Annotated in this window: 23 protein-coding genes and 2 tRNA genes; 18 read left to right on the top strand and 7 right to left on the bottom strand. The window is 43.0% G+C overall.

The window, feature by feature from the left end; all coding sequences use genetic code 11:
• Nucleotides 1–23 precede the first annotated feature (23 nt).
• Entirely contained in the window at nt 24–1013 is a 990-nt protein-coding gene (locus BDE36_RS11485) for a D-alanine--D-alanine ligase (protein WP_141814956.1), read from the bottom strand.
• A 172-nt stretch (nt 1014–1185) separates the two neighbouring features.
• Between BDE36_RS11485 and BDE36_RS11480 the strand changes: the two genes are divergently transcribed.
• From BDE36_RS11480 to BDE36_RS11455, 6 genes are all read left to right on the top strand, one after another.
• Nucleotides 1186–1962 carry a PASTA domain-containing protein gene (locus BDE36_RS11480; protein WP_128768789.1) on the top strand — a complete coding sequence of 259 codons (777 nt, stop codon included), beginning with the start codon at nt 1186–1188 and terminating at the stop codon, nt 1960–1962.
• Between the two features lie 147 nt (nt 1963–2109).
• Nucleotides 2110–3165: an endolytic transglycosylase MltG gene (gene mltG, locus BDE36_RS11475; RefSeq protein ID WP_141814955.1), complete on the top strand. Its 1056-nt coding sequence runs from the start codon at nt 2110–2112 to the stop codon at nt 3163–3165.
• Nucleotides 3165–3572, top strand: coding sequence for an acyl-CoA thioesterase (locus BDE36_RS11470; RefSeq protein ID WP_141814954.1), 408 nt, complete (start codon nt 3165–3167; stop codon nt 3570–3572). Before mltG ends, BDE36_RS11470 begins: the two co-directional genes overlap by 1 nt.
• A 15-nt stretch (nt 3573–3587) precedes the next feature.
• Nucleotides 3588–4577, top strand: a complete 990-nt coding sequence (locus tag BDE36_RS11465; RefSeq protein WP_141814953.1) for a YihY/virulence factor BrkB family protein — start codon at nt 3588–3590, stop codon at nt 4575–4577.
• A 96-nt stretch (nt 4578–4673) separates the two neighbouring features.
• Nucleotides 4674–4760: transfer RNA gene (locus BDE36_RS11460), tRNA-Ser, on the top strand.
• A gap of 50 nt (nt 4761–4810) precedes the next feature.
• A tRNA-Ser gene (locus BDE36_RS11455) sits at nt 4811–4897 on the top strand.
• Between the two features lie 99 nt (nt 4898–4996).
• On the opposite strand, the gene BDE36_RS11450 is transcribed toward BDE36_RS11455, so the two are convergent.
• The gene (locus tag BDE36_RS11450; protein ID WP_141814952.1) at nt 4997–5572 is read right to left on the bottom strand and encodes a hypothetical protein; all 576 of its coding nucleotides are present in this window, start codon (nt 5570–5572) and stop codon (nt 4997–4999) included.
• Nucleotides 5573–5772: 200 nt separating this feature from the next.
• Between BDE36_RS11450 and BDE36_RS11445 the strand changes: the two genes are divergently transcribed.
• The 7 genes from BDE36_RS11445 (at nt 5773) to BDE36_RS11415 (ending at nt 12994) form a co-directional block, all read left to right on the top strand.
• Complete coding sequence (locus tag BDE36_RS11445; RefSeq protein WP_141814951.1) at nt 5773–6207, top strand: 4-fold beta flower protein; 435 nt, start codon at nt 5773–5775, stop codon at nt 6205–6207.
• 10 nt (nt 6208–6217) lie between these two features.
• A complete protein-coding gene (locus BDE36_RS11440; RefSeq protein WP_141814950.1) occupies nt 6218–7240 on the top strand; it encodes an LLM class flavin-dependent oxidoreductase in 1023 nt (340 codons plus the stop codon).
• Nucleotides 7241–7341: 101 nt separating this feature from the next.
• Nucleotides 7342–7554 carry a YidH family protein gene (locus BDE36_RS23895; protein WP_141814949.1) on the top strand — a complete coding sequence of 71 codons (213 nt, stop codon included), beginning with the start codon at nt 7342–7344 and terminating at the stop codon, nt 7552–7554.
• Nucleotides 7555–8143: 589 nt separating this feature from the next.
• The gene (locus BDE36_RS11430) at nt 8144–11140 is read left to right on the top strand and encodes a 5'-methylthioadenosine/S-adenosylhomocysteine nucleosidase family protein (protein WP_161987600.1); all 2997 of its coding nucleotides are present in this window, start codon (nt 8144–8146) and stop codon (nt 11138–11140) included.
• On the top strand, nt 11124–11516 hold the full coding sequence (locus tag BDE36_RS11425) for a hypothetical protein (RefSeq protein WP_141814947.1): 393 nt from the start codon (nt 11124–11126) through the stop codon (nt 11514–11516). The genes BDE36_RS11430 and BDE36_RS11425 overlap by 17 nt, the downstream gene beginning before the upstream one ends.
• 1 nt (nt 11517) lies before the next feature.
• Nucleotides 11518–11931, top strand: coding sequence for a hypothetical protein (locus tag BDE36_RS11420; RefSeq protein WP_141814946.1), 414 nt, complete (start codon nt 11518–11520; stop codon nt 11929–11931).
• On the top strand, nt 11921–12994 hold the full coding sequence (locus BDE36_RS11415) for a radical SAM/SPASM domain-containing protein (RefSeq protein ID WP_202618187.1): 1074 nt from the start codon (nt 11921–11923) through the stop codon (nt 12992–12994). The genes BDE36_RS11420 and BDE36_RS11415 overlap by 11 nt, the downstream gene beginning before the upstream one ends.
• 667 nt (nt 12995–13661) lie before the next feature.
• Here the strand turns inward: BDE36_RS11415 and BDE36_RS11410 are convergent.
• The gene (locus tag BDE36_RS11410; RefSeq protein WP_141814944.1) at nt 13662–13865 is read right to left on the bottom strand and encodes a hypothetical protein; all 204 of its coding nucleotides are present in this window, start codon (nt 13863–13865) and stop codon (nt 13662–13664) included.
• Between the two features lie 66 nt (nt 13866–13931).
• Between BDE36_RS11410 and istA the strand changes: the two genes are divergently transcribed.
• The 5 genes from istA to BDE36_RS11385 all read left to right on the top strand — a co-directional run bounded on the left by istA (nt 13932) and on the right by BDE36_RS11385 (nt 18677).
• Nucleotides 13932–15488: an IS21 family transposase gene (istA, locus tag BDE36_RS11405; protein WP_141813393.1), complete on the top strand. Its 1557-nt coding sequence runs from the start codon at nt 13932–13934 to the stop codon at nt 15486–15488.
• A gap of 1 nt (nt 15489) precedes the next feature.
• The gene (gene istB, locus BDE36_RS11400; RefSeq protein ID WP_141813394.1) at nt 15490–16206 is read left to right on the top strand and encodes an IS21-like element helper ATPase IstB; all 717 of its coding nucleotides are present in this window, start codon (nt 15490–15492) and stop codon (nt 16204–16206) included.
• Between the two features lie 22 nt (nt 16207–16228).
• Entirely contained in the window at nt 16229–17134 is a 906-nt protein-coding gene (locus tag BDE36_RS11395) for a hypothetical protein (RefSeq protein ID WP_141814943.1), read from the top strand.
• Nucleotides 17135–17138: 4 nt separating this feature from the next.
• Nucleotides 17139–18014: a DUF4238 domain-containing protein gene (locus tag BDE36_RS11390; protein ID WP_141814942.1), complete on the top strand. Its 876-nt coding sequence runs from the start codon at nt 17139–17141 to the stop codon at nt 18012–18014.
• Nucleotides 18015–18188: 174 nt separating this feature from the next.
• Complete coding sequence (locus tag BDE36_RS11385; protein WP_141814941.1) at nt 18189–18677, top strand: hypothetical protein; 489 nt, start codon at nt 18189–18191, stop codon at nt 18675–18677.
• A gap of 96 nt (nt 18678–18773) precedes the next feature.
• Here BDE36_RS11385 and BDE36_RS11380 read toward each other — a convergent pair whose 3' ends face one another.
• The 4 genes from BDE36_RS11380 to BDE36_RS11365 all read right to left on the bottom strand — a co-directional run bounded on the left by BDE36_RS11380 (nt 18774) and on the right by BDE36_RS11365 (nt 21898).
• A complete protein-coding gene (locus BDE36_RS11380; RefSeq protein WP_141814245.1) occupies nt 18774–19703 on the bottom strand; it encodes an IS3 family transposase in 930 nt (309 codons plus the stop codon).
• Complete coding sequence (locus BDE36_RS11375) at nt 19700–20104, bottom strand: hypothetical protein (protein WP_141814246.1); 405 nt, start codon at nt 20102–20104, stop codon at nt 19700–19702. Before BDE36_RS11375 ends, BDE36_RS11380 begins: the two co-directional genes overlap by 4 nt.
• Before the next feature lie 27 nt (nt 20105–20131).
• Nucleotides 20132–20968 (bottom strand): site-specific integrase, encoded by an 837-nt coding sequence (locus BDE36_RS11370; RefSeq protein WP_141814940.1) that lies wholly within the window; start codon nt 20966–20968, stop codon nt 20132–20134.
• Nucleotides 20969–21088: 120 nt separating this feature from the next.
• Entirely contained in the window at nt 21089–21898 is an 810-nt protein-coding gene (locus BDE36_RS11365) for a helix-turn-helix domain-containing protein (RefSeq protein WP_141814939.1), read from the bottom strand.
• Nucleotides 21899–21951 lie beyond the last annotated feature (53 nt).

Below are 21951 nucleotides of genomic sequence, written 5' to 3'. Positions count from 1 at the left end.
AGCAAAGATAATACTCAGCGGTGCTACTTACCTAACGCAGTTTCCAGCAGCTCGGTGTAAAAGTCCGTTATGGTTCTTCCCGTCTCTCTCACCTGTTGAGGAATGAGGCTTGCCTCTGTTTGCCCCGGAACAGTGTTTACTTCTATAAAAAAGAACTTGCCGGTTTCCTCCTCGAGGATATAATCGATGCGAACCACTCCCCTGCAGTTTAACCGCCTGAACGCTTCCGTTACCACACGCTCAACGCGGGCCTGCTCCTCGCCTGTCATGCGGCCGGGTGTAATCTCGTCTGTGATTCCCGCTGTATATTTCGCCTCGTAATCAAAAAACTCTTTCGAGCTAACGATTTCCGTGGAGGGTAACACCTTAATGCCTTCTTTTCCTTTATAAACGCCGATTGTAAACTCGCGTCCCGCGATGTACTCTTCTACCAGTACCTGGTCGTCTTCCTTGAAAGCCTTTTCAAGCGCCAGTGGCAGCTCTTCAGCGGTTTTTACCTTGCTCATACCAATGCTGCTTCCGCCGTTGTTAGGTTTCACAAACAAGGGGAGATTTAAGCCCGCCAGTACCTCCTCCGCAGCCGAAGGCGTGTTGGCAAACAACTGAATGGAGCGCGCTGTATGAAGGTCTTTAATCCCCTCAACAATCGCCTTGGTGTAGCCTTTATTCATCGTGATGGCCGATGTAAGGGCATCGCAACTGGTATAAGGCAGGCCCACCATATCAAAATATCCCTGAAGCTTGCCATCTTCGCCCGGCGAGCCATGAAGTCCGATGAAAACGCCATCAAACCTGATCACCTTATCCTGGATATTTAAGGAAAAATCGTTCTTATCGATTGTATGTTTGATAGCATTTCTATCGATATAATACCAGCTCTCTGGAGTGATAATAATCTTATAGACCTCAAATTTTTCGCTGTCTATGTTTCTTTCGATTACTTCTGCGCTTTTAAGAGAAATAACCGATTCGCCGGTAAAACCTCCGGTTACAAGGGCAATAGTCTTCTTCATGCGCCAAATATACAATTAGCTGCTGGCAATTTGCTATTGGCTTTTGGCAACGTAATTCTTATAATATCTTCAAAAATCGTTAATTTTAGATTAAGTTTGCGGGCGGCAAAACAGGAGGCCTGCGAGCGCGGGGAGCTAATTGCCAACCGCTAAGTGCCAACAGCTTTTAACAATGAGTAAATTTTTAGAATATCTCAAGACCAATACATTCCGGAAGAATCTGATCATCGCTATTGCTTCTATAGCCGGATTTTTACTCATCATCTTTTTCAGCCTGAGGTTTTACACCCGGCATGGAGAGGGAGTGCCTGTTCCTAAGTTAAAGGGCCTGTCGGTTGAAGAGGCAGTTGAATTACTTGAATCTCAGGGGTTCAGGTACCAGATCGATTCGGTATACCAGGTAGACCGCGCGCCTGGACTTGTTATTGAGCAGGACCCCGACGCCAATACCAATGTAAAGATGAACAGGACGATATACCTCACCATCATTACCCGCAACGCTCCGGATGTAGGCTTCCCCGACATCTTTGAAATGACTTTCCTGGAAGCCCGTGCTGTGTTAAGCAATTACGGAATAAAGATCGGCGATACCACCTATACTTCCGACATTGTTCGTGATCGTGTACTGGAAGCTACATATAAAGGCCGGCAGATAAAAAAAGGCGATCAGATACCTAAAGGTACGGTAGTAGCCCTTTTACTGGGCGATGGCAAAGGAGCCAGTGAGGTAGACCTTCCGAACGTAGTAGGCCTTTCTTTACCCGAAGCTATCTTTTCACTGAAGGGTTCGTCGCTCGAAGCAGGTTCTGTGTTTTACGAAGGTACGGTTACCGACAGCACTACCGCCCGCGTTATCAAACAGTATCCGGCAGTTAGCGATACTTTATCGAAAGTACCTATCGGAACACACGTAGATCTTATCCTGTCGAATGGTCCGCCTGCACCTTAACATTGAACTGTTCGTAAACTCGAAAACTTGTTAATGAGCTTACTGTTGATATACAGATGCAGAATGACGGTTGACTGATTTGCCTTTAATACAGTTGTACTGAATATCTGCCGCATATTAAATCGATTAATTAACTTTTATAAAAGAATGACTGATAAACAATCCGGAAGACTTTCTCTAAAAGCCAAAATCTTTATTGCTTTAGGGCTGATTTTAGTAATTTCTCTAGCCATCACTGCCTTCAACTATTACCTGCGTTACTTCGGGCCTAGCGTTACCGATAACGAGCAATATCTTTATATCCACACCGGTTCTGATTTTGACGATGTATACAAAACTATCAGGGATAAGGAGATCGTTAAAGATTCTGTTGTTTTTCAATGGGTGGCATTAAACATGAACTATCCAAAGGCGGTAAAGCCGGGCAAGTACAAGCTAACCGCGGGCATGGGGAACCGCCGTTTCATTAACATGCTTAAAGCCGGCAACCAGGAGCCTGTTAAACTGAGCTTCAGAGGATACCGTTTAAAAGAAGATTTTGCGGGGTATGTATCCAAACAGCTGGAGCCCGATTCCGTTTCGCTGGTACGGTTACTTGATTCAACCGCATTTATCAGCAAATATGGCTTCAACCGGGATAATGTGTATGCCATGTTTATTCCTAACTCGTACGAGATGTACTGGAATATTTCTACCGATAAGTTCTTTAAACGGATGTACGACGAATATCAGAAGTTCTGGACGGAGAAGAGAAACGAAAAGGCAAAGGCGCTCGGACTTACTCCAATACAGGTAAGTACGCTGGCCGCTATTGTGGATGCCGAAGCGCTTCACGACAGCGAAATGCCCGCCGTGGCGGGGCTTTATCTTAACCGGCATAAAAGAGGCATGAAGCTTCAGGCCGACCCCACGGTGATCTATGCAAATAAGGACTTCAGCATCCGCAGGGTACTGAACAGGCACCTTATAAAGGATTCGCCGTACAATACGTATGTGTATGCGGGACTGCCTCCGGGCCCTATTATGATGCCCAGTATTAAGGCCATCGATGCGGTTTTAAACTACCAGAAACACAATTATCTGTACATGTGCGCCAAAGAGGATTTTTCGGGATATCACAACTTCGCCGTTACCGTGGCCGAACATCAGGCAAATGCCAGGCGGTTTCAGCAGGCACTCAACGAAAGAAACATCAAAAAATAATGTTTGTACACGAAACAAAGATCAGGGTACGTTATGGAGAGACCGACCAGATGGGCTATATGTACTATGGCAACTATGCTGAGTTTTATGAAGTAGCACGGGTAGAGATGCTGCGCAGCCTCGACATGACCTACCGCTCTATGGAGGATGCCGGAGTGATGATGCCTGTTCTGGAGATGCGATGCAAGTATCTCAAACCAGCACGTTACGACGAGGAAATCACCATTAAAGTAATACTTGATAAGATGCCGGGCGTGCGTATCCACTTTCGGTATGAACTGTATAACGAGGAGAACGAGTTCATTCATGAGGGCGAAACCACACTTGCCTTCATCGACATGAAGAGGAACAGGCCTTGTATGCCCCCTGAATATTTCCAGGAGCGGCTCAAACCTTTTTTTGATTAGAAAAAGATTACGCCAATGATCCAGAGATTCCTTTTGAAAGTTAAAATATACAAGCGGTTTATGGACTGGACCAAGAAGGCAGTATTCCCTGTTTTCAGTCCTCTGCCCATTTACACGGTAGGTTCATTTTTCTTCCAGGAGGTAACGAGAGATTCGCTGATCACCAAGGCTTCTTCACTCGCATACAGCTTTATGCTGGCAATTTTTCCGGGTCTGATCTTTTTATTTACGCTCATTCCCTATATTCCCATCGATGGATTCCAGGACCAGCTGATGTCGCTTATCTCCATGCTGCTCCCTTCTAATGCCTATGGAGCCGTACAATCAACGCTTGAGGATATCATCAAAAAACAAAACGGGGGACTTTTATCGTTCGGGTTCCTTGCTGCACTGTTCTTCTCTACCAACGGAGTGACTAACCTGATGCAGGCCTTCAATAAAGCTTCGCTGCAGCCCGAAACCCGCGGCTGGTTTAAGCAGCGATTTGTGGCCATCGTTCTGACTGTCGTTACGGTGTTTGCCCTCATCTTCGGGCTGGCGGTAATCACTGCCGGCGAGTTCATCATTGCGAAGATTAAAACAGAGATCCAGTTTAAGGAATGGTTCTGGCTGTATGTTATCGCGCTGGTAAGGTGGGTGATCCTGGCTGTGGTATATTTTACCACGATCTCTATTTTATACCGGTACGGTCCCTCCTACCAGAAAAAATGGAAGCTTTTCAGTCCCGGATCGTGGCTTGCCACAATACTTGCCATCCTCACGTCGTGGGGCTTCACCTATTACATTAATAATTTCAGCAATTACAATAAGCTGTATGGATCTATCGGTACGCTCATTGTGATCATGATCTGGCTCTTTCTGAACTCCCTGATCATACTGATCGGCTTTGAGCTCAACGCGAGTATCGACCTTTCTAAAAGGAGTATTAAGATTATCAGGCCGCGTTTTAATACCTTCAAAGACGAACCTGTACAGGAAACGTTTCAAAAAAACCTCCCCAAATAAAAATTATAAAACTGTATTACAGGGCAGTAAACCAATTAAGCATTTTTTTTCGTTCCGTTTTTTGCAGAATTGAGCGGAGTTTGTACTTTTGTCCCCGGAGAGTTGGCAGAGTGGTCGATTGCGGCAGTCTTGAAAACTGTTGAACTGTGAAAGGTTCCTGGGGTTCGAATCCCTAACTCTCCGCTCCAAAGTCCCGCAAGTGCGGGATTTTTTGTTAGAGCTAATTTAAAACCGGAGAGGTGTCAGAGTGATCGAATGTGCCTGATTCGAAATCAGGTGTACTGTAAAAGGTACCGGGGGTTTGAATCCCTCCCTCTCCGCAACCAAAAGGTCAAAATTTGGAAAACGGCACAAATCGAAGGATTTGAGCCGTTTTTGTTTTTAGGACGGAGAAGCCGCGCGCGGCGGCTTAATCAACTTCAGGATTTTCGTCCGCGTTCTATTATTGGGTTTCTCACACTCACTTTTATTCTCGCCGTATTGCCTTCGATTGATTTAACATATCCGAACGGAAAGCTTTGATCAAAAACGTTATAGTACTTAATGGTAACAGGCCCAACCGACTTTACTTTACCCTTAGAATCGTGAATATCGAAAGTATTGCAATATTTTATTTGAATGTCGCCTATCGATTTAAGGTTGCCGCGCTCGTCGTGAATATCAAAAACATTGTAGTAAGTGAATTTAATATTGCCGATAGATTTTATCTTACCAGGAATATCATGAATATCGGAAGTACCATAAAAAGTAATAGGTAAACCCAGTCTTTCAAGGTCTAACGGCGTGTTGATATCGTCATTCTCCGATTCTATATACGCAATACTCCCGTCGTCTTCAATGCCCACATAAATAGTGTTATTGATCACCAGGTCGATAGAGGTGAATCCTTTTGTTTTGTTCGAAATTCTGAAGCGCGCCTGAGTGATTGTTTGTGCTTTTGCAAAAACAGCAATAAAAATAAGGCTTAATAAAAAAACGATGGTGAACCGGTTCATTTGCAGGTTTTTATTTAGACAAATATAGACCTCCCCGGGTAATAAGCCAAACGAATGTTACATCGACTATCTTTACAACGCTGCTTCATCTATGGACGAGGATGATGAAATCTCTTGCAGAACCTGTTTAGCTTTTGTAAATTTAGATTTTGCAAGAACCAGTAAAATTCAGAGCACACAAACTAAACCACTAAACACACATGAAAACATTTATTTTTACTTTGTTAGCTTCGATAAGCCTGACATTTTCAGCCGGCGCACAGCAGGTGTCCCTTTATGACCGCGAAGGCGAAGCAAGAGCCTACATTGACTATGATCAGGAACGGACAATATTTATGTGGGATGGTACCCCCGTTGCCTTCCTCGAAAAGGACGGGAGCGATTTAGCCATATTCGGCTTTGATGGCAGTTTTTTAGGGTGGTATGAAGATGGCACCATATACGACAAAGAAGGTCAAATCGTTGGAGCAAGAAAAGATGCAACTATCCGTATTACAAGAATGGAGAGAATGAAAGGTATTCAGAAAATGACGCCCATCCGCCCCATTACACCAATAACCCCCATTCAACCAATATTGAAGAGTTCATGGAGCGACACCCCATTGGCTGAATTTCTATACTCTGGCAAAAAATAGAAGGTAAACTATGAAGAAAATAGGATTTTTATCATTCGGACACTGGTCCAGGCATCCAGCCTATAAAACCCGTACAGCAAGTGATACGCTGCTTCAATCTATTGATCTGGCTGTTGCCGCCGAAGAAATTGGACTAGACGGCGCGTACTTCCGCGTGCACCATTTTGCGGCCCAGTTAGCGTCGCCATTTCCTTTACTATCCGCTATCGGAGCCAGAACAAGCAGTATAGAGATCGGCACCGGCGTGATTGATATGCGTTACGAGAACCCGCTGTATATGGTGGAGGATGCCGGAGCCGCTGATTTGATATCCGGAGGGCGATTACAGCTGGGGATCAGCAGAGGCTCGCCCGAGCAGGTAATTGATGGGTGGCGCCATTTTGGTTATGAGCCGGCTGATGGCGAAAGCGACGCCGACATGGGACGGCGTAAAGCGCTGGAGTTTCTGGATAAGCTAAACGGTATCGGGTTTGCAGAGCCCAATCCGTACCCGATGTTTCCCAATCCGCCCGGTCTGTTACGCCTGGAACCGCATTCCGAAGGCCTGAGAGAACGCATCTGGTGGGGCGCTGCTTCCAACGCCACGGCTGTTTGGGCGGCCGAAAACGGCATGCACCTGCAAAGCTCAACCCTTAAATACGATGAAAGCGGCAAGCCCTTCCATGTGCAGCAGGCCGAGCAAATCAGGCTGTACAAAGAAGCCTGGAAAAACGCAGGACACCAGCGCGAACCCAGGGTTTCGGTGAGCAGATCTATTTTTGCACTGGTGAACGACCAGGACAGGTATTACTTCGGGCAGGAAGCAAGCGGATCTGATAAAATTGGATTCATTGAAAGCGACAAGCGTGCTATTTTCGGACGAAGCTACGCCGCGGAACCCGATCAGCTCATAAAGGAGCTGGCTAACGACGAAGCTATCCAGGAAGCAGATACGCTCCTTTTGACGATACCGAATACACTGGGCGTTGATTATAATGTGCATGTCTTGTCATCTATTCTGGAGCATGTAGCCCCCGGTTTGGGCTGGCGGTAGCGAGAACAATCGGCAAGCATTACTCTCATTCCAAGCGGCTAGTTAAGGTCAAAACAATACGGTTCGTTTTGTTATTATACGTATAATCAAACTTTATAATTATGAACAGAACAATTGGATTAGTATTAATAGTACTTGGAGTGGTAATGCTTATCTGGACAGGATTTACATATACCAAAAAGGAAAAAATAATAGATGCAGGACCATTACAGGTATCCGCCGATAAAAAGGAAAGCGTAAACTGGCCTCCTTACCTGGGCGGCCTCCTGCTCGTAGGAGGTATTGTTATAGTAGTAACGGCTAAAAAGAACTAAAGCCAATTTACTTCCCGATACAAAACTTCGAAATATAACTATTTAATTGTTTATCAATAACTTACAAACAAACCATTATCTTTGAGGGACAAATGGGGGACATAAATCTAGTAAACAAAACGTCTACATACTGTAGCAAACAAATGTCTCGTCTCTTCTTAAATATTACATTTTCATGACAATCTATATTGAAATTAAAAAGCGTTCCTCGGTTCCCTCCCATTGCTATAATAGCTAAAAACAGAATAACTATAAATACAACAGCCCACACAAAAAGCTCAAGTTTGATGCGCGATCCGTCTTGGACAATAATGTTTGCATGAAATAGCATTAAACTTAGGGTGTATCCATGAAGAATAGGGCGAATGACAACAGCATAAATTCGTTTGTCTTTTTCCTCTCATTCCAATGTGTCTTGAAAAAGCTACAGGTGCATATTGGATTAAATTATCGTCCTCTAAAATAGATACGGAAAACCCAGTATATTTTCGTTGATGACATTGCATTTTTTTGTAACTTTCTACGCTTGATCTTCTATCAGATAAACGCTTGGTTAAGGGTCAAGTGAACAACATAAACCATTCTAAAATTGAGCGCAAAATACAAAGAAATTGCCCCTTCTCTAATCGATGAATACGGGCGATATTGTAGCATATTAATAGTCACGGCAACGAAAATCGAAAAGGACGTAGTACATGAATATCTTTTTCCGATTGATGGTCAGGATAAGATTTTAAAGATTCAGAAGAATTCATACACCTACTATCTTGGAAAATTCGGTTATTATAATGCAGTCCATGTGGCTACCGGGAATATGGGGTCGATCAGCCGAAACGCTGCGATAAAGACAACTATGAAAGCTATTGAATTCTGGAAACCCAAAGTTGTCCTTATGGTTGGAATTGCATTCGGCGGGAAACCGGAGAAAGTGCGGATCGGAGATGTACTCATTTCCGAATGTGTGGTAAACTATCAATTGATAAGGGTAAATGAAGACGGATCACATACCTATAGGGGGCAGGAAGGTCCCGCGAGTTCCTTACTGCTTAACCGCTTTGTGTCGGCAGACGACTGGAGATTCAACGTAAAATTCGACGATCAAGACTATGAAGCTAAACACGTCCATGGCTTAATCCTGTCAGGCGAGGAACTTGTTGATAATAAGGATAGAAAGAAAGAATTAATGACAGAATGGCCAGATGCGATCGGCGGCGAGATGGAGGGAGCTGGGATCTACACCGCCTGCGATGGTAACTCCGTCAGCGGTTGGATACTCGTCAAGGGCGTTTGCGATTATGGCGATGGGGACAAAGGCAAAAATCCAAATAAAGACCTTTTTCAGGAAATTGCGGTTCGGTCTTCGGTGAATTTAGCTGAACATGTTTTTAGTTCGCCTTATGCGTTTGAGGAAATCGGTCTTTATTCAGGTGCATTTCCATATCCGAAAGAAGAATCAGAAGATTCAAAAAAAAAAATTAACGACGCCCTGGAAGAGCAGGTAAAACGCCAACTAGCCAAACAGAAGACATCACAGAAATACATACCAGAAACCTTTATTGAGGTGAATAAGAACAAAGAAAGTTTGCGCTATTTCTGCGATCCATTTGCCTTTATACCAAAGGTAATGTGGGAGTATTCGGTGCTCAATTTTGTACCACTAAATAAATTGCTTGCGAAGAAGGGCGCCGCTGCATTTGATTTTGATCTGCAGGGCTTTGAAAAAGACGCACAACTTGTTCAAATCGAGTCTATCCCCCACTTCTGCGCTCGGCTAGATAACTATTTGAAGGTAAAAATATCGGAACTGGAGCATCCCCCAGTTGCAAGCAACTCCTTACGCGATTTTTCATATAAACTATCCCACCTTGAGGAAACTTTTCAGTGGCTAGCGAAAAAAGTGTGCCTTATAAAAGAGGATGCCGGACAGGGAAAAACAAACTTCGTATGTGACTTGGCCGAAAACTTTCTTATCAAAAGAAAAGTTCCCTCAGTATTTCTTTTGGGTACAGACATCGACCCCTCAGACATCCGTAAAAGTTTATTAAACAGGGTCTATCCCGACCGGTCTGATCTTAACTTCGAAACCTTTCTTTCTGAACTCGAGCAGTATTGTAGATCCGTAAACAGACCGTTTGTAATTATTATCGACGGACTTAACGAAAATGCGGCTGCACAGAAATTAAGTGAGAATCTCGAAAAGTTCATTGCCGAAATCACGGAAAGGACGTACATAAAAGTAATCATCACCTGCCGTTCCGAATATTATCAGAAGCACTTTTCCAATTTTGACAAGTCGTCGTTTTCTCCTCAGATGTGTGAAACTGATCGCCTAACAATAGGCCGTGATAAGGTGGCCTCCCACAAAATATTTAACGGGTACCTGGCGTTTTTCAACATCAACTTGCGAACATATTCGACAAAGGTCTTCGAACAGCTTACACAGAACTATCTGTTGTTGAGAATATTTTGTGATGCGCACAGAGGCGAATCAATCCCATATTTAGGACATATACATAAGGAGTCGCTGTTCAGGCAATACTTCGATACCAAGGTCACCGAAATTACAAAACGAATGGAGGGGGACGACGAGTTGAAAGTCAGCGGCCCTATTAACATTAGAAATTTTATCGGACGGCTGATCGCCTATATGGTCGAAAACCGAAAATACGAAAACATCCCACTCGATGGCTTGCTGGAGAAAGATGACAATAGAAAAGTCTACATTAGATTTTTGGATGAAAATATTCTGGTCAGGAGAGACCCAACCGGGTCCAAGGGAATATTCGGCGATCAGGAAGTTGTGAATTTCACTTTCGATGAATTCAGGGATTATCTGCTGTCTGAATACCTTATTTCGCTGGTCTACCCAAAGGACAAAAAGACGTTTTTGCTCTTCCTAAAAGAAGAAATCAATCCGTCGTCCAGAATACTTGAAGGATGTGGGACATTCCTATATTATATCACAAAAAAGAGCGGGAATGCCGATTTACTTAAAATCGTGGAGGGGCAAGTCTGGTTCGACTCCATCTACTTAAGGTGCATATTTAACCTTGAGGATAAATATATAACACCGACTGATCGGGATAAAATCTTTGCCATCATCGGTACCAACCGACAAAGTGCAATATTTATCTTTTTTGCGTTCCGATATCGGTATCGGCCTACGGAAGCCCCAAACCTAAATTTACAACATTATCTTGAGCACCTGAGAGGACTTTCGCCCGAAGAGTTCTACAGCAAATTTCTTGAACTATTCACTAATCGCGAATTTCTCAATGATCAAATAAATATTGACAGTTTTCTAGCCGATACTGAGAGCTTTTTAGACCACTACGACGATGGAGATTCGGAAGATAGCGACGATGCGATTGTTATAGACAGTGAAAAGGATTTTCCGCATTCATTGTTTGAAATCCTCATCTATTTGTTTCCGTATAGATCGAGTTTGGAGATTTCACAACTTTACGAGCGTTACTACCATAGATTCCCAGTCCAGGCAAAAGCACAGTTGAAGATTGCACGTGGATCAAGAAATTTAGAATCCAGTATTAAAAAAATTTGCCGACGCTATGATATACTATTATGATGATTTTGAGTTCATGTTCCTGGTGCACCGTAACTTGGACAAGGCAGCGTTCCTTTTCTCCGCTGGTGCAAATCATGGCTATGCCGCAGACATGTTTGGAAGAATGTATGACGCCTTGATGATCGAGTCTCTCGATGTGATAGAAGAATTTAACAGATTCTATAAACCAGAGTATGAAGCCTTAGGCGGATTCCTATATCGCAAGTGGAACTTTTCCTACAAAAATGTGGAAGATATATTGAAAAAACTGGAAAAAAACCCAGAGGCTCGGCTCATGCGTCGTATCGAGTACAGCTATTACGGCAGCGAACTGAGAAAATTCATGTCTGAGGAGCCGATGGTTGACCGTATTGAAAAAATCCTTTTAATGAAATAACATGAAAATCAGATATGATTTTGTCACGAACAGCTCTTCTACATCGTTCATCATCATCAACGATGGAGAATTCAGCCTAAAAATGTTCCTTGATGCGGTTGGAATTGATGGGTCGTCGCAATTTCAAGATATCTACAAGGAGCTCTTTCAATCCTTCAAAAACAGCATGGAGCTGGCACGTACCGCATATGCAGATGACGAACGATATCGGTCAAAAGACTTCGAGCAGTGGATCACGGGACAGTTTGGTCCAGAGCTTGCCCGGCGTGTTGGTGATGCCGAAAAATCCGGAAAAAAGGTCTACTATGGACGCCTCAGCAGTGACAGAGGCCCGGTTGAGGGTTTTTTCTGTACTGACTCCTTTATTATCGAATCCGAAAATCTTTACATTGATGCTACACAGAATGGCTGGTAACTTGGAAAATCTAGTGGTGCGGCACTATCCAGATGAGCACTACAGTATAAGGTTTAACAAGAAAACCGGTTACTTCATAAGAGCCGAAGACAAAGGCTTTCCCGAACCCCTTTGGTCTAAACACGGGCCAGAACTCCTCGATATCAGTATTACTAACTGGTGCGATAAGGGCTGTAGTTTTTGCTACCGTAAATCCACTATAAGGGGCGGTCATATGAATCTGACTGATTACCGAATGATAATGGAGCAGGCCAAGGCAATGGATGTCCTTCAGGTTGCCCTCGGCGGGGGGAATCCGAACCAGCATCCCGACTTCGTAAAGATCTTGGAAACCACTGTGGAACACGGAATAGTTCCGTGCTATACTACAAATGGAAGAGGCCTCACCCGTGAAATACTGGAGGCAACCAAGAAACTCTGCGGCTCAGTTGCAATAAGTGCCTATGAGCCATATACAGAGTTCAGGCAACACCTGGAACTTCTGTATGCCTATGGGATAAAGGCGAACGTTCACTTTGTTACGGACAGCAAGACCATAGATACGGCAATTTCATGGATGGAGCACCCTCCATCGTTCATAGAGGGGATAAATTCGATAATTTTTCTCAATTATAAACCGATCGGAAGAAATCCCGACCTTGGTATGCTGCTAAAAGATCCGTTGAAGATAAGTCGGTTCTACGATCTGGTAAACAACCGCAAACAAGCGTTTAAGATAGGCTTCGACAGTTGTAGTATTTCCGGGGTCGTAAAGTATTCAAATGCGAATTCTAATTTCTACGAGGGATGCGATGCCGGCAGGTTTTCTGCTTTTATCGACGAAAACTTGAGGATGATGCCGTGCTCATTCATGACGAACAATAATTGGTTCGGGTCGTTACGTGAAAACACTATGCTGCACATTTGGCAGAATAATGAATATTTTGTAAAATACCGCAACAATATCCTGAATAATGGCTGTTCAGGATGTCAACATCAGTCCACTTGTATGGGCGGGTGTCCTTTTATTGAAGAATTATCTCAGTGTGGTTGGAAAGACCAACGGTTGGGGCTTGTATTCTAAAAGCAAAGCGTACATTCTTTCAGCTGCGGTAGAAAACCTGCACTTCGCCCCTCAATTTACCAGCTATGCACTCCTGATAAAATTGATCAATGATCACCGATAACTACTAAGATTTGGGACTTACTCAGAAAGCATATAACTTCCGTCTCCGAAGATATATTTCATAGAGCTTCAAACTGATCAACTGATTCCCAGGAAAGGCTTGATTATTTCAAAAACGCGCGAAGCCAGTAAATATGGCAGATCCGAAACCTCAGAAATTTTTGAAACTTTTTACCTGTAAAAAAAACAGAAATATATAGTGAACGGGATCTCCATGAAATACCTCCAAATTTCAAAAGGATCAATGAGAATATCCCTTTGACTTTCGCAATAGTTGTGCCCAAGTGTTCAACCTGTAAATATTCTACTCTTTATTTTCTTAACTTTACCATAAGCATAATAATAACAAGCTTTAATAAAATATCCGCTCAGGTTAACATTCACACAGTCAGGAACAAAAACAACATGGCAGTTTGTAAACTATGTCGTCAGAATGAGGCTAACAAAAAGAACACACACTATTTAACAGACGCGATTATCCGTTCATGTCTTAATCTAAATGGTGTCAATGAACGAGAAAAGGGTTTATATTTCGCACTGGATAATACCAATCCATTTATAGATTTCAATTTTCAAAAACTGGATGGATATTCCGGAGCATGTTGACCCCTCCAAAGCGGTTAGGATAGCGGATAGCGATGCTGCTTAAATCAACAGAAACGCCTGCCATTCCGGCGGATACTGACCCCCTCTGAGAGATAGGCGCAATGCGTACCGGAGCATGTTGCCCCCCTGATATTGACTTAAAGGGGATACCGTACCGGAGCATACTGACCCCTCTAATTCTGGTTTTGGTTATACTTAGTGATCAATTTATTACAAAAGAAGATCACTGATGGCCGGAAAACCAAGACCCATGAGTCAGATAAAACAACTATTACGCTTACACACCCAGGGCTATTCTATTAAGGCCATCGCACGAACGCTGAACATCAGCAAGAACACGGTGAAGTCTTATCTTGCCAAGCTTCAGTCTGCTGCCCTGGACCCACAGGAACTGCTTCAGTTGGAGGATCCTGTCCTGGAAACCCGGTTCCATTCCGGTAATCCTGCTTATAAGGATCCACGTTATATTCATTTCAAAGGAAAACTGGAATATCTCTCCAAAGAGCTTAAAAAAATAGGGATGACTAAAAAACTGCTGTGGGATGAATACATTCTGGGTTTTCCCCAGGGGTATGCCTACTCCCAGTTCTGCTTTCATCTGCATCAGCAGCTTGTTGCCCGTAAGCCGACCTCTGTATTAAGCCATGAGCCTGCCGATAAGCTGTTCGTCGACTTCGCCGGCAAACAGATCAGTTATACAGACCGCCAGACCGGGGAAATTATCAGTTGCCAGTTGTTTGTAGCCTGTCTTCCTTTTTCTGATTATGCTTTTGCTATGGCTGTACCCTCTCAGCGAATCGGTGACTTTCTGTATGCCCTTTCCTGCTGCCTGAAAGAATTGGGCGGGGTACCCCGGGTACTGGTACCCGATAACCTTAAGTCTGCTATCGTCAAGGCAGACCGGTATGAGCCGGAGGTCAACCGGAGCCTGGAAGACTTTGCCAATCATTATCAGATGTCGGTCGTGCCTGCAAGACCGGGCCGTCCCCGCGATAAAAGTCTGGTTGAGAACCAGGTAAAGCTGCTCTATACCAGAGTGTATGCCCGGCTGCGCAACCGGCAGTTCTTCGATCTGGCTTCTCTAAATCAGGCCATCAGCGAAAAAGTACGCGAGCATAACCAGACCCGCATGCAGCGTAAGGACTACTGCAGGGAAGAACGCTTCCTGGCCGCTGAAAAGCCGTTACTCTCTGAGCTGCCCCAGCAGGACTTTGAACTAAAACACTATTGTGAACCCAAGGTAGCCAGTAACGGGCATGTCAGTGTTCAGAAACACTTTTACAGTGTTCCCTACACGCTGATTGGTTCCAAAGTAAAGGTGATCTATACCCGCAGTATGGTCTCTATCTATGCTGAAGGGAAACAGGTGGCTGTCCATATCAGAAGCTACAGCGGGGGATATACTTCGGTAAAGGAACATCTGAGTTCTGCTAATCAGGCCTGGCTGAACCGCAGTCCGGAATATTACCTGGAGCGGGCCCGTTATAAGTCGGAAGATCTCTACCGCCTCCTTGAGATCATCTTTCAGCAGGACCGTTATCCAGAGCAGTTGTACCGCACCTGCGACGGCCTGTTCCGTTTACACCGGAATACCGAGGCAGAAAAGTTCACCCGTGTTTGCCGGATCGCTGTGCAGCACCGGATCTGCTCCTATAAGGCCATCCAGAAAATACTGGAGAACAACATGACGCTCTATCTGCAGGAGGAGAGCATTGAACATCCGCTTCCTGCCCATAACAATATCAGAGGAAAAGAATACTATATACAATCCACTATTCACTTTTAATATGCAAATCGAAACACAACTCAAAGAGCTGCGCCTGCATGGAATGTGCCGCAGTTGGCAGGTACTGCTGGAGACCCGCCGCCATCACGAACTGAACCTCTCAGAGGGCCTACAATTGCTGCTGCAGGCCGAACAGGAACAGCGCAGCGGAAAACGCTTTGACCGTCTGCTTAAAAATGCCGGCTTCCGCTACCGGGCTTCTGTGGAAGAACTGAACATGGATGCCTCCAGGGGGATTGACCGTTCACTCATTACGGACCTTGCCATGGGAACTTATCTCTCCAGTGGAGATGCCGTTCTGATCAGCGGGGCCTCAGGTGCCGGTAAAAGCTTTCTGGCTTCTGCCCTGGGGCACCAGGCTTGTGCACAGGGATATAAAGTGGCTTATTATAACCTGCAGAAGTTACTGCTGCGCACGAAGATGAGCCGGATTGATGGGAGCATCTATAAGTTTATGGAAAAGCTTTCGCGCACGGAACTGCTCATTCTGGACGACTTCGGACTCACTCACCTGGAACAGCAGCAACGCATGGATCTGATGGAAATCATAGAAGACCGTCATGGCCGCAAATCTACTATCATCGCCAGCCAGCTGCCGGTGGCAAGCTGGTATGATGTGATCGGTGAAGAAACGATTGCTGATGCCATACTCGACCGGCTGGTACATACCGCTTACAGAATTGAACTTAAAGGTGAAAGTCTAAGAAAAAAAAGGTAAAATTGTCAGGCCTTCAGAATCTATGGGCCAAAACCAAATTAGGGGGTCAGTATGCCCGGTACGGGGTCAGCATCTCCGGAATCTCCAACTGGATGAACTGACCCTTGAGGCCACCATTGGAAGAAAACCCACAGACGGCGAAATCGAAAGAGCCAAATCAATTCCGTTTTCGGTCGACTATATTTTCTGCACTACATGTGAAGACCTCTTTTCTCAAATTGAAAACAAGTTCATAAATGACATACTACCTAGCTTCCGACGAAATAACCTATCCGGTATTGAAAACATCACCGAGCCCGATCCGATCGCTGTCAGAAATTTCTTTTATATCCAGATTTATAGGAGCGCTGTATGCGAGGATATACTGGATTTCCCTGATCCTTTCTTAGAGCAAATGCGGGTATCCATATTAGGAAAAACAGGCGACAAATCTATTCCTCTCAATGTAACATATCTTCAAACCGCTGGAGAGACTGCCAGTTATACGGAAAATTTCGTTGGGTTTACCAGTGATAAAAATCCTTACATTATTTTCATGAACGACTTCATTATCCAAGTTTACGAAGATTCTGATAAAATTCACCTCAATCACTTCTATGGGCTGAATGAAGAAGGTAATTATAAATCCTACATAAACCACCTCGAAGAGGGTTTCACCTTCCGAATTTTTGAAAATGCTAAAAGAAAAAACTTTTTAAACAATGTTGTTATTGGCGAAAAGGTTCAAAAAAACATCCAGTATTACCAAGAAATGTTTGATTTGTTTTGGCGTAAGCTGTTCGGAGTAGATGCACCTGCGCACCAAAAACAAAGATATATAGAGAACTTGATAAAGGGAGATCGAAACAATCTCATTAAATACTCAAAAGAAGAGGTATTGCAGTTTACCAAATCATATATGAAGAACCTATTCAAAATAAAAGAATAGTACAATGGCTTTATCCAAACGTCATCATTATATCCCCCAGTTCCTTATCAAGAGATTTGCAGACGATAACAACATGTTGTACCTGTACGACAAAGAGAAAAACGCGTTTGCCAAAGAGAAGCGAAGCCCTAAATCAGTGTTTTTTGATATGAACAGGAATACGCTTGATTTTAACGGCATACCCAACGATAGTATAGAAAAACTGTACGCCACGCTTGACGAAAAGTTTTCACGAGACCTTGCTAAAATCTCCGAATCAGAAAAAATCACAGAAGAAGGACTGATGTCCTTATTAATAATGGCGTCTTCTTTAAAATGGCGGCTACCTGTTAATGATGAGCTGTTCACAACCAAAGATAACCATTATACTTTCGATAAATTGCCAATTTCAATCAAGGTTACAAATGATGATGGCACCGAGAACAGAGAAGCATTAAGCCATTTAATGAACTCAGAAGCTTTCCGGCAGACAAAACGTATTATTTTTGCATTTCTTCCATTCTACGACAACCTTAAATTAACTCCCGATAAATTGCTCAGCTTTCACAAAAACAGCTATATAAATAAAAGAGATAATATAACTTCTATACTAGGAGACTCACCGCTTATTGAAAGTGATGCTTCGGACATAGAAGATCTGGACAATTTTATTTTGCCACTCGGAAACAGTGATACTTTTATCTGTAGCAATTCTAAGGGAAAAAGAGTCAATAACATAGCCTTTTACGTCAATAAGGATCTGGCAATGTTTCACCAAGCGAAAAAATATGTTGTATGCCGTGACAAAGATCACCTTGTTTCAATTATCAATGCTTATCAAGCCTTGCAAAAGGAAAGACAGACACATTTTATAAAAGAGCACATTTTTAGGTTTGTGTAAATCTGAGAATAATTCACATCCTTTATTGACACGGATATTTGACTACATTTCACTTAGATTCTGATTAACCCATGATTCCTTTAAGATCTCCTTGGCCTTTCAAAGAATACGCTCTTCGAAAAGGATGGGCAAATATTCCTTTAACCGGTACCCCATGTTTAGTATCTTTATTTCATGACTGAAAAAGACTATACATATAAAAAGCACTCCATTAGTGAATTTTTAGCGAAGACTCCTTTATTTACACCTTTTAAAGCCGTTGAAAATTATATTAGGCAGTGCTACGCTTATACTAGTCCTTGCGAAATTGCAGGTGAAACTTTTTCTTTCCATTGCGAAAAAGAGAACGAGATACGAACTTTTGAATTGCATTTAACTAAAGCCAGTTTAAATTATTTTGGATCAATGCCGGGTGATCAGATTCCACGCGAATTATTTGCATCGGATGGAAGGCTTGATTTTGAACACCATTTTATTGGAGAATGCAAGTCCTGTAAAGAATATCATGTTGATTTTCTATTACACGTTTATACTGACAAACCGATCACGCCTGACCAATCCAATACGATAAAATTTGATCCTGAAAACAACATGGAACATCCGGCAGATGAATATGATCCTGACCGAGCCAATCTTTATATTGAGAAAACTGTCTCGTCCTAAAAAAACTTTACAGTTTTGACCATTAATCCTATAAAAACTTTGCAGGTATTTCCTGGTAGTCCTAAGATATCCTTACAAGGATACGGAGTTTCATTTTTATTCTGAATGTTCAAATTCATTTTCGTCCGGAATTGTCTTCCTATATCTTCTATATTGTTTCCAACGCTTGCGAATCGGACCCGATAAACTCTCATGAACCTTCGCTGGGCTTAAATAATCTATACTCCCGTGGGGGCGGCTTTCGTTATAGATAGCAATAATCCTGGATACATGCTTCTGTGCATCCTTATGATTTTGATAAATCCGTTTTGGAAAGAATTCATTCTTTAAGATTCCGTTTACCCGCTCGGCCAAAGCATTATCGTAAGGACTACCGCTTTGTGTCATGCTTATAGCTACACCGAAACGTTGAAGCGTTTCGGTGTATTCTGCACAGCAATACTGAATTCCGCGGTCGGAATGATGGATAAGATAAAATGGCGATTCATGTTTCCAGGTCGATATGGCCATTTCCAAAGCTTTCAAGCAACCTGTCGCTTCTAACGTCGGGTGCAATGCATAACCTACGATCTTATGGGAATATGCATCGGTAATCAGACTTAGATAACTGAAGCCTTGAATCGTCCTGATATAGGTGATATCGCTTACCCAAAGCTGCTCTCGTCCGGTGATAACAAGTTCCTTTATCAGGTTTGGATATCGCTTGAAGATATGATTAGAATCAGTAGTACGAACTATACGCTTACGACGCCGGATCATTAGCCCGTGAAATCGAAGCAGGTCGAATAATTGATCGCGGCCAATTTTGATTCCATGTTCCTTCAATTGTGGTTCCAGCAAGTACAGGAGCTTTCGTGTACCCAGCAATGGCATCACGCTCCGAATTTCCTTTACCAACGTCAGAACAATCATGTTAGCAATCGACGTTTTCTCAGCATGGTGGAATGCGTCATAATAAGCTTGTCTTGTAACGCCAAACAGTACACAGAGCTCCCCAAGGCCTACATGGGGATGTTTCTGCCTCATTCTCTTGACTGTTTGGCACCAGGCTTTTTTCGGATCTTGATCTTCAGCTCCTCTTCGCTTACCTTAATCATTGTTTCCAAAGAATCCACCTTTAACTGAGACTTTTCCAAAGCCTTCTGTAACTCGATAACTTGTCTGTGAAGATGACGAATGGTTGAACTTTCAGTAGATTTTGTCATAAATTCCTCTTGTGAGTTCAGTGAATCCAAGTTAAGTAAAGAATACTGAACAACCCAATCGTTTACAGTATTCCGACTCATACCGTAAAGCTTAGCTGCCGTACGATGGCTGTGGAAACCGGATTGTATTTCTCCAACAACTTTTCTTTTGACTTCTTCGGGATAAGATCTGCCGATCTTTTTGAGCGGTTTTACCGTTCGCTTTCTCTGTTTTTTTTCCATTTACTTTACATTTAATGTAAAGCTATTTCAGGACAAGACAATATCTGACACTGGCAGCACCTCGGCCCCACGTGTTTTTTGCTGAGTAAATTGGATATGATAGTTCCCCTGGTTTCCGCGTATTTCTGACCAGTAAAGAGTCTCAATATCGGAAAAGCGTAAACCGGTTAAGGCAGATACTAAAGACGCCCGCTTAATGTCATCCTCACATGGTGTATCTGCAAGTCGTTGCAACTCATCCTGGAACAGAAACTCCCGGTGAGTCTCTGCCGGCGAAATAGAATCAATGATCTCACCGATATTTTCTGCCAGTAATTTTTTTTTAAAGGCTCGCTTCAATGTAAACTTAAATTTGGAAAAGTAACTCACGGCTGCATTCGTATTGATCGCCCTGCCTTTTTTGCCGTCTTCTTTAGTCAGGGCAGGTTTACTTTTCAGGAAATCGGCATACTCCTCGCACAACGTCTCGTTCAACTGTCTGAACGAAATAAAGTCGCCTGCGAATAGTTTAAAATACTTCACCGCACTCTTCCAATTAGCCAAATTGGAGCCGATTCTTTTATTCTTTTCTTCCTCAAAGAAATCTATAAAGTTTCCCTCCCTTTTGGATGAAGAGATAAACCCAAAGCGCTTGTTCTGTACTTCAATTTGTATAGAAGCACTCCAACTGTTCGCCAGTTCATATGTTTCTTTATTATGGAAACGCTCTGTCTCTGTTTTGGGTTTACTGTACACAAAGAGCTTTAGATAGTGCTTTCTGACAACTTTACCCGTTTCCGGATGTGGAACGGGCGGGTAGATGTCTAAAAACAAAGACAGTTTCCCTTTAGCTATCGGTTTCTTTCTTAACGTAACTTTTGACATATATCTTGCTTTACACGAATTCCCTACACCTGTTGCAATGGTAAAAAAAATATATCCCTGGTGCTATCCTGTGTATTTTTTCCATCGGAGAAGTAAGAGGTAACATATCTTACAAACTGATTATTTTTCCCTGCTTGTCCTGCTCCTGTAGGCTTTATACAAATCGTCAATATCTCTTTTTCGTACTAATACCGATTTTCCGTAACGCTGCTTTTCGATTCGATTCTTCAATAGTATTCCGTATACATTCGACGGAGACAATCCAAAAATCGCTTCAACCTCTTTTATTGAATAGCATTCATCCGGATCGAAGATTCTTTCGTGTTGAATCTCCTCATTAATCAATGGTTTATTATCAATATGATTTTTCAGCAGTTCGTCTATAACCGTTTTCGCTATCAATGTTTCGCGGCCTACTGCTTGTTTTTCGATGTTATTCACCTTACAAAAATTTCGGAGAAAAGACATTGAAACCCCAAATTTCACACAGATCTCTGAGATTGTATAGGCGTTGTCTCGGTCCAGTATGACCATGGCTGTTTTCTGCTTTTCTTTTTGCGGCACCATATGAACAGAGCTTTTGAAAAACCTTTCCAGATCTTCTCTCAATATTCTGGTTTGCCGGATTCCCAAATTACAGGAGGGAAGCTTTCCGCTATTAATCCAATAGTTTATAGTATTCTTTCCCATGCCGGTAAAAACACAAGCCTGTTTTACCGTCAGCAGTTGTCTTGCATTTATTTCAGCTAACGGAAAGCTCCTGATATTTTGAACCTGTTTTTTTACCTCCTCTATTTTCGCCCCCCGTTTTAGTGCCTTATAGGCCCTTGAATTACATTTCGAAGAGCAATATCTTGTTGTAGTTGTCCTTGCCTCATAGTCTTTACCACAATATTCACATACCTTATTGACACGGATATTTGACGACATTTCACGATGATTCTAAGTTAACCAATATGGCTCTTTAAGGATCTCTTAGGCTT

The sequence above is a fragment of the Arcticibacter tournemirensis genome (assembly GCF_006716645.1).
GTDB lineage: Bacteria > Bacteroidota > Bacteroidia > Sphingobacteriales > Sphingobacteriaceae > Arcticibacter > Arcticibacter tournemirensis.
This window is presented reverse-complemented; position numbering and strand designations above follow the sequence as displayed.

What these genes read in the sequence shown, in the direction of transcription:
- BDE36_RS11485 (WP_141814956.1), bottom strand. Translation starts at nt 1,013, where the DNA reads ATGAAGAAGACTATTGCCCTTGTAACCGGAGGTTTTACCGGCGAATCG.
- BDE36_RS11480 (WP_128768789.1), top strand. Translation starts at nt 1,186, where the DNA reads ATGAGTAAATTTTTAGAATATCTCAAGACCAATACATTCCGGAAGAAT.
- mltG (WP_141814955.1), top strand. Translation starts at nt 2,110, where the DNA reads ATGACTGATAAACAATCCGGAAGACTTTCTCTAAAAGCCAAAATCTTT.
- BDE36_RS11470 (WP_141814954.1), top strand. Translation starts at nt 3,165, where the DNA reads ATGTTTGTACACGAAACAAAGATCAGGGTACGTTATGGAGAGACCGAC.
- BDE36_RS11465 (WP_141814953.1), top strand. Translation starts at nt 3,588, where the DNA reads ATGATCCAGAGATTCCTTTTGAAAGTTAAAATATACAAGCGGTTTATG.
- BDE36_RS11450 (WP_141814952.1), bottom strand. Translation starts at nt 5,572, where the DNA reads ATGAACCGGTTCACCATCGTTTTTTTATTAAGCCTTATTTTTATTGCT.
- BDE36_RS11445 (WP_141814951.1), top strand. Translation starts at nt 5,773, where the DNA reads ATGAAAACATTTATTTTTACTTTGTTAGCTTCGATAAGCCTGACATTT.
- BDE36_RS11440 (WP_141814950.1), top strand. Translation starts at nt 6,218, where the DNA reads ATGAAGAAAATAGGATTTTTATCATTCGGACACTGGTCCAGGCATCCA.
- BDE36_RS23895 (WP_141814949.1), top strand. Translation starts at nt 7,342, where the DNA reads ATGAACAGAACAATTGGATTAGTATTAATAGTACTTGGAGTGGTAATG.
- BDE36_RS11425 (WP_141814947.1), top strand. Translation starts at nt 11,124, where the DNA reads ATGATATACTATTATGATGATTTTGAGTTCATGTTCCTGGTGCACCGT.
- BDE36_RS11420 (WP_141814946.1), top strand. Translation starts at nt 11,518, where the DNA reads ATGAAAATCAGATATGATTTTGTCACGAACAGCTCTTCTACATCGTTC.
- BDE36_RS11415 (WP_202618187.1), top strand. Translation starts at nt 11,921, where the DNA reads ATGGCTGGTAACTTGGAAAATCTAGTGGTGCGGCACTATCCAGATGAG.
- BDE36_RS11410 (WP_141814944.1), bottom strand. Translation starts at nt 13,865, where the DNA reads ATGCTCCGGTACGGTATCCCCTTTAAGTCAATATCAGGGGGGCAACAT.
- istA (WP_141813393.1), top strand. Translation starts at nt 13,932, where the DNA reads ATGGCCGGAAAACCAAGACCCATGAGTCAGATAAAACAACTATTACGC.
- istB (WP_141813394.1), top strand. Translation starts at nt 15,490, where the DNA reads ATGCAAATCGAAACACAACTCAAAGAGCTGCGCCTGCATGGAATGTGC.
- BDE36_RS11395 (WP_141814943.1), top strand. Translation starts at nt 16,229, where the DNA reads ATGGGCCAAAACCAAATTAGGGGGTCAGTATGCCCGGTACGGGGTCAG.
- BDE36_RS11390 (WP_141814942.1), top strand. Translation starts at nt 17,139, where the DNA reads ATGGCTTTATCCAAACGTCATCATTATATCCCCCAGTTCCTTATCAAG.
- BDE36_RS11385 (WP_141814941.1), top strand. Translation starts at nt 18,189, where the DNA reads ATGACTGAAAAAGACTATACATATAAAAAGCACTCCATTAGTGAATTT.
- BDE36_RS11380 (WP_141814245.1), bottom strand. Translation starts at nt 19,703, where the DNA reads ATGAGGCAGAAACATCCCCATGTAGGCCTTGGGGAGCTCTGTGTACTG.
- BDE36_RS11375 (WP_141814246.1), bottom strand. Translation starts at nt 20,104, where the DNA reads ATGGAAAAAAAACAGAGAAAGCGAACGGTAAAACCGCTCAAAAAGATC.
- BDE36_RS11370 (WP_141814940.1), bottom strand. Translation starts at nt 20,968, where the DNA reads ATGTCAAAAGTTACGTTAAGAAAGAAACCGATAGCTAAAGGGAAACTG.
- BDE36_RS11365 (WP_141814939.1), bottom strand. Translation starts at nt 21,898, where the DNA reads ATGTCGTCAAATATCCGTGTCAATAAGGTATGTGAATATTGTGGTAAA.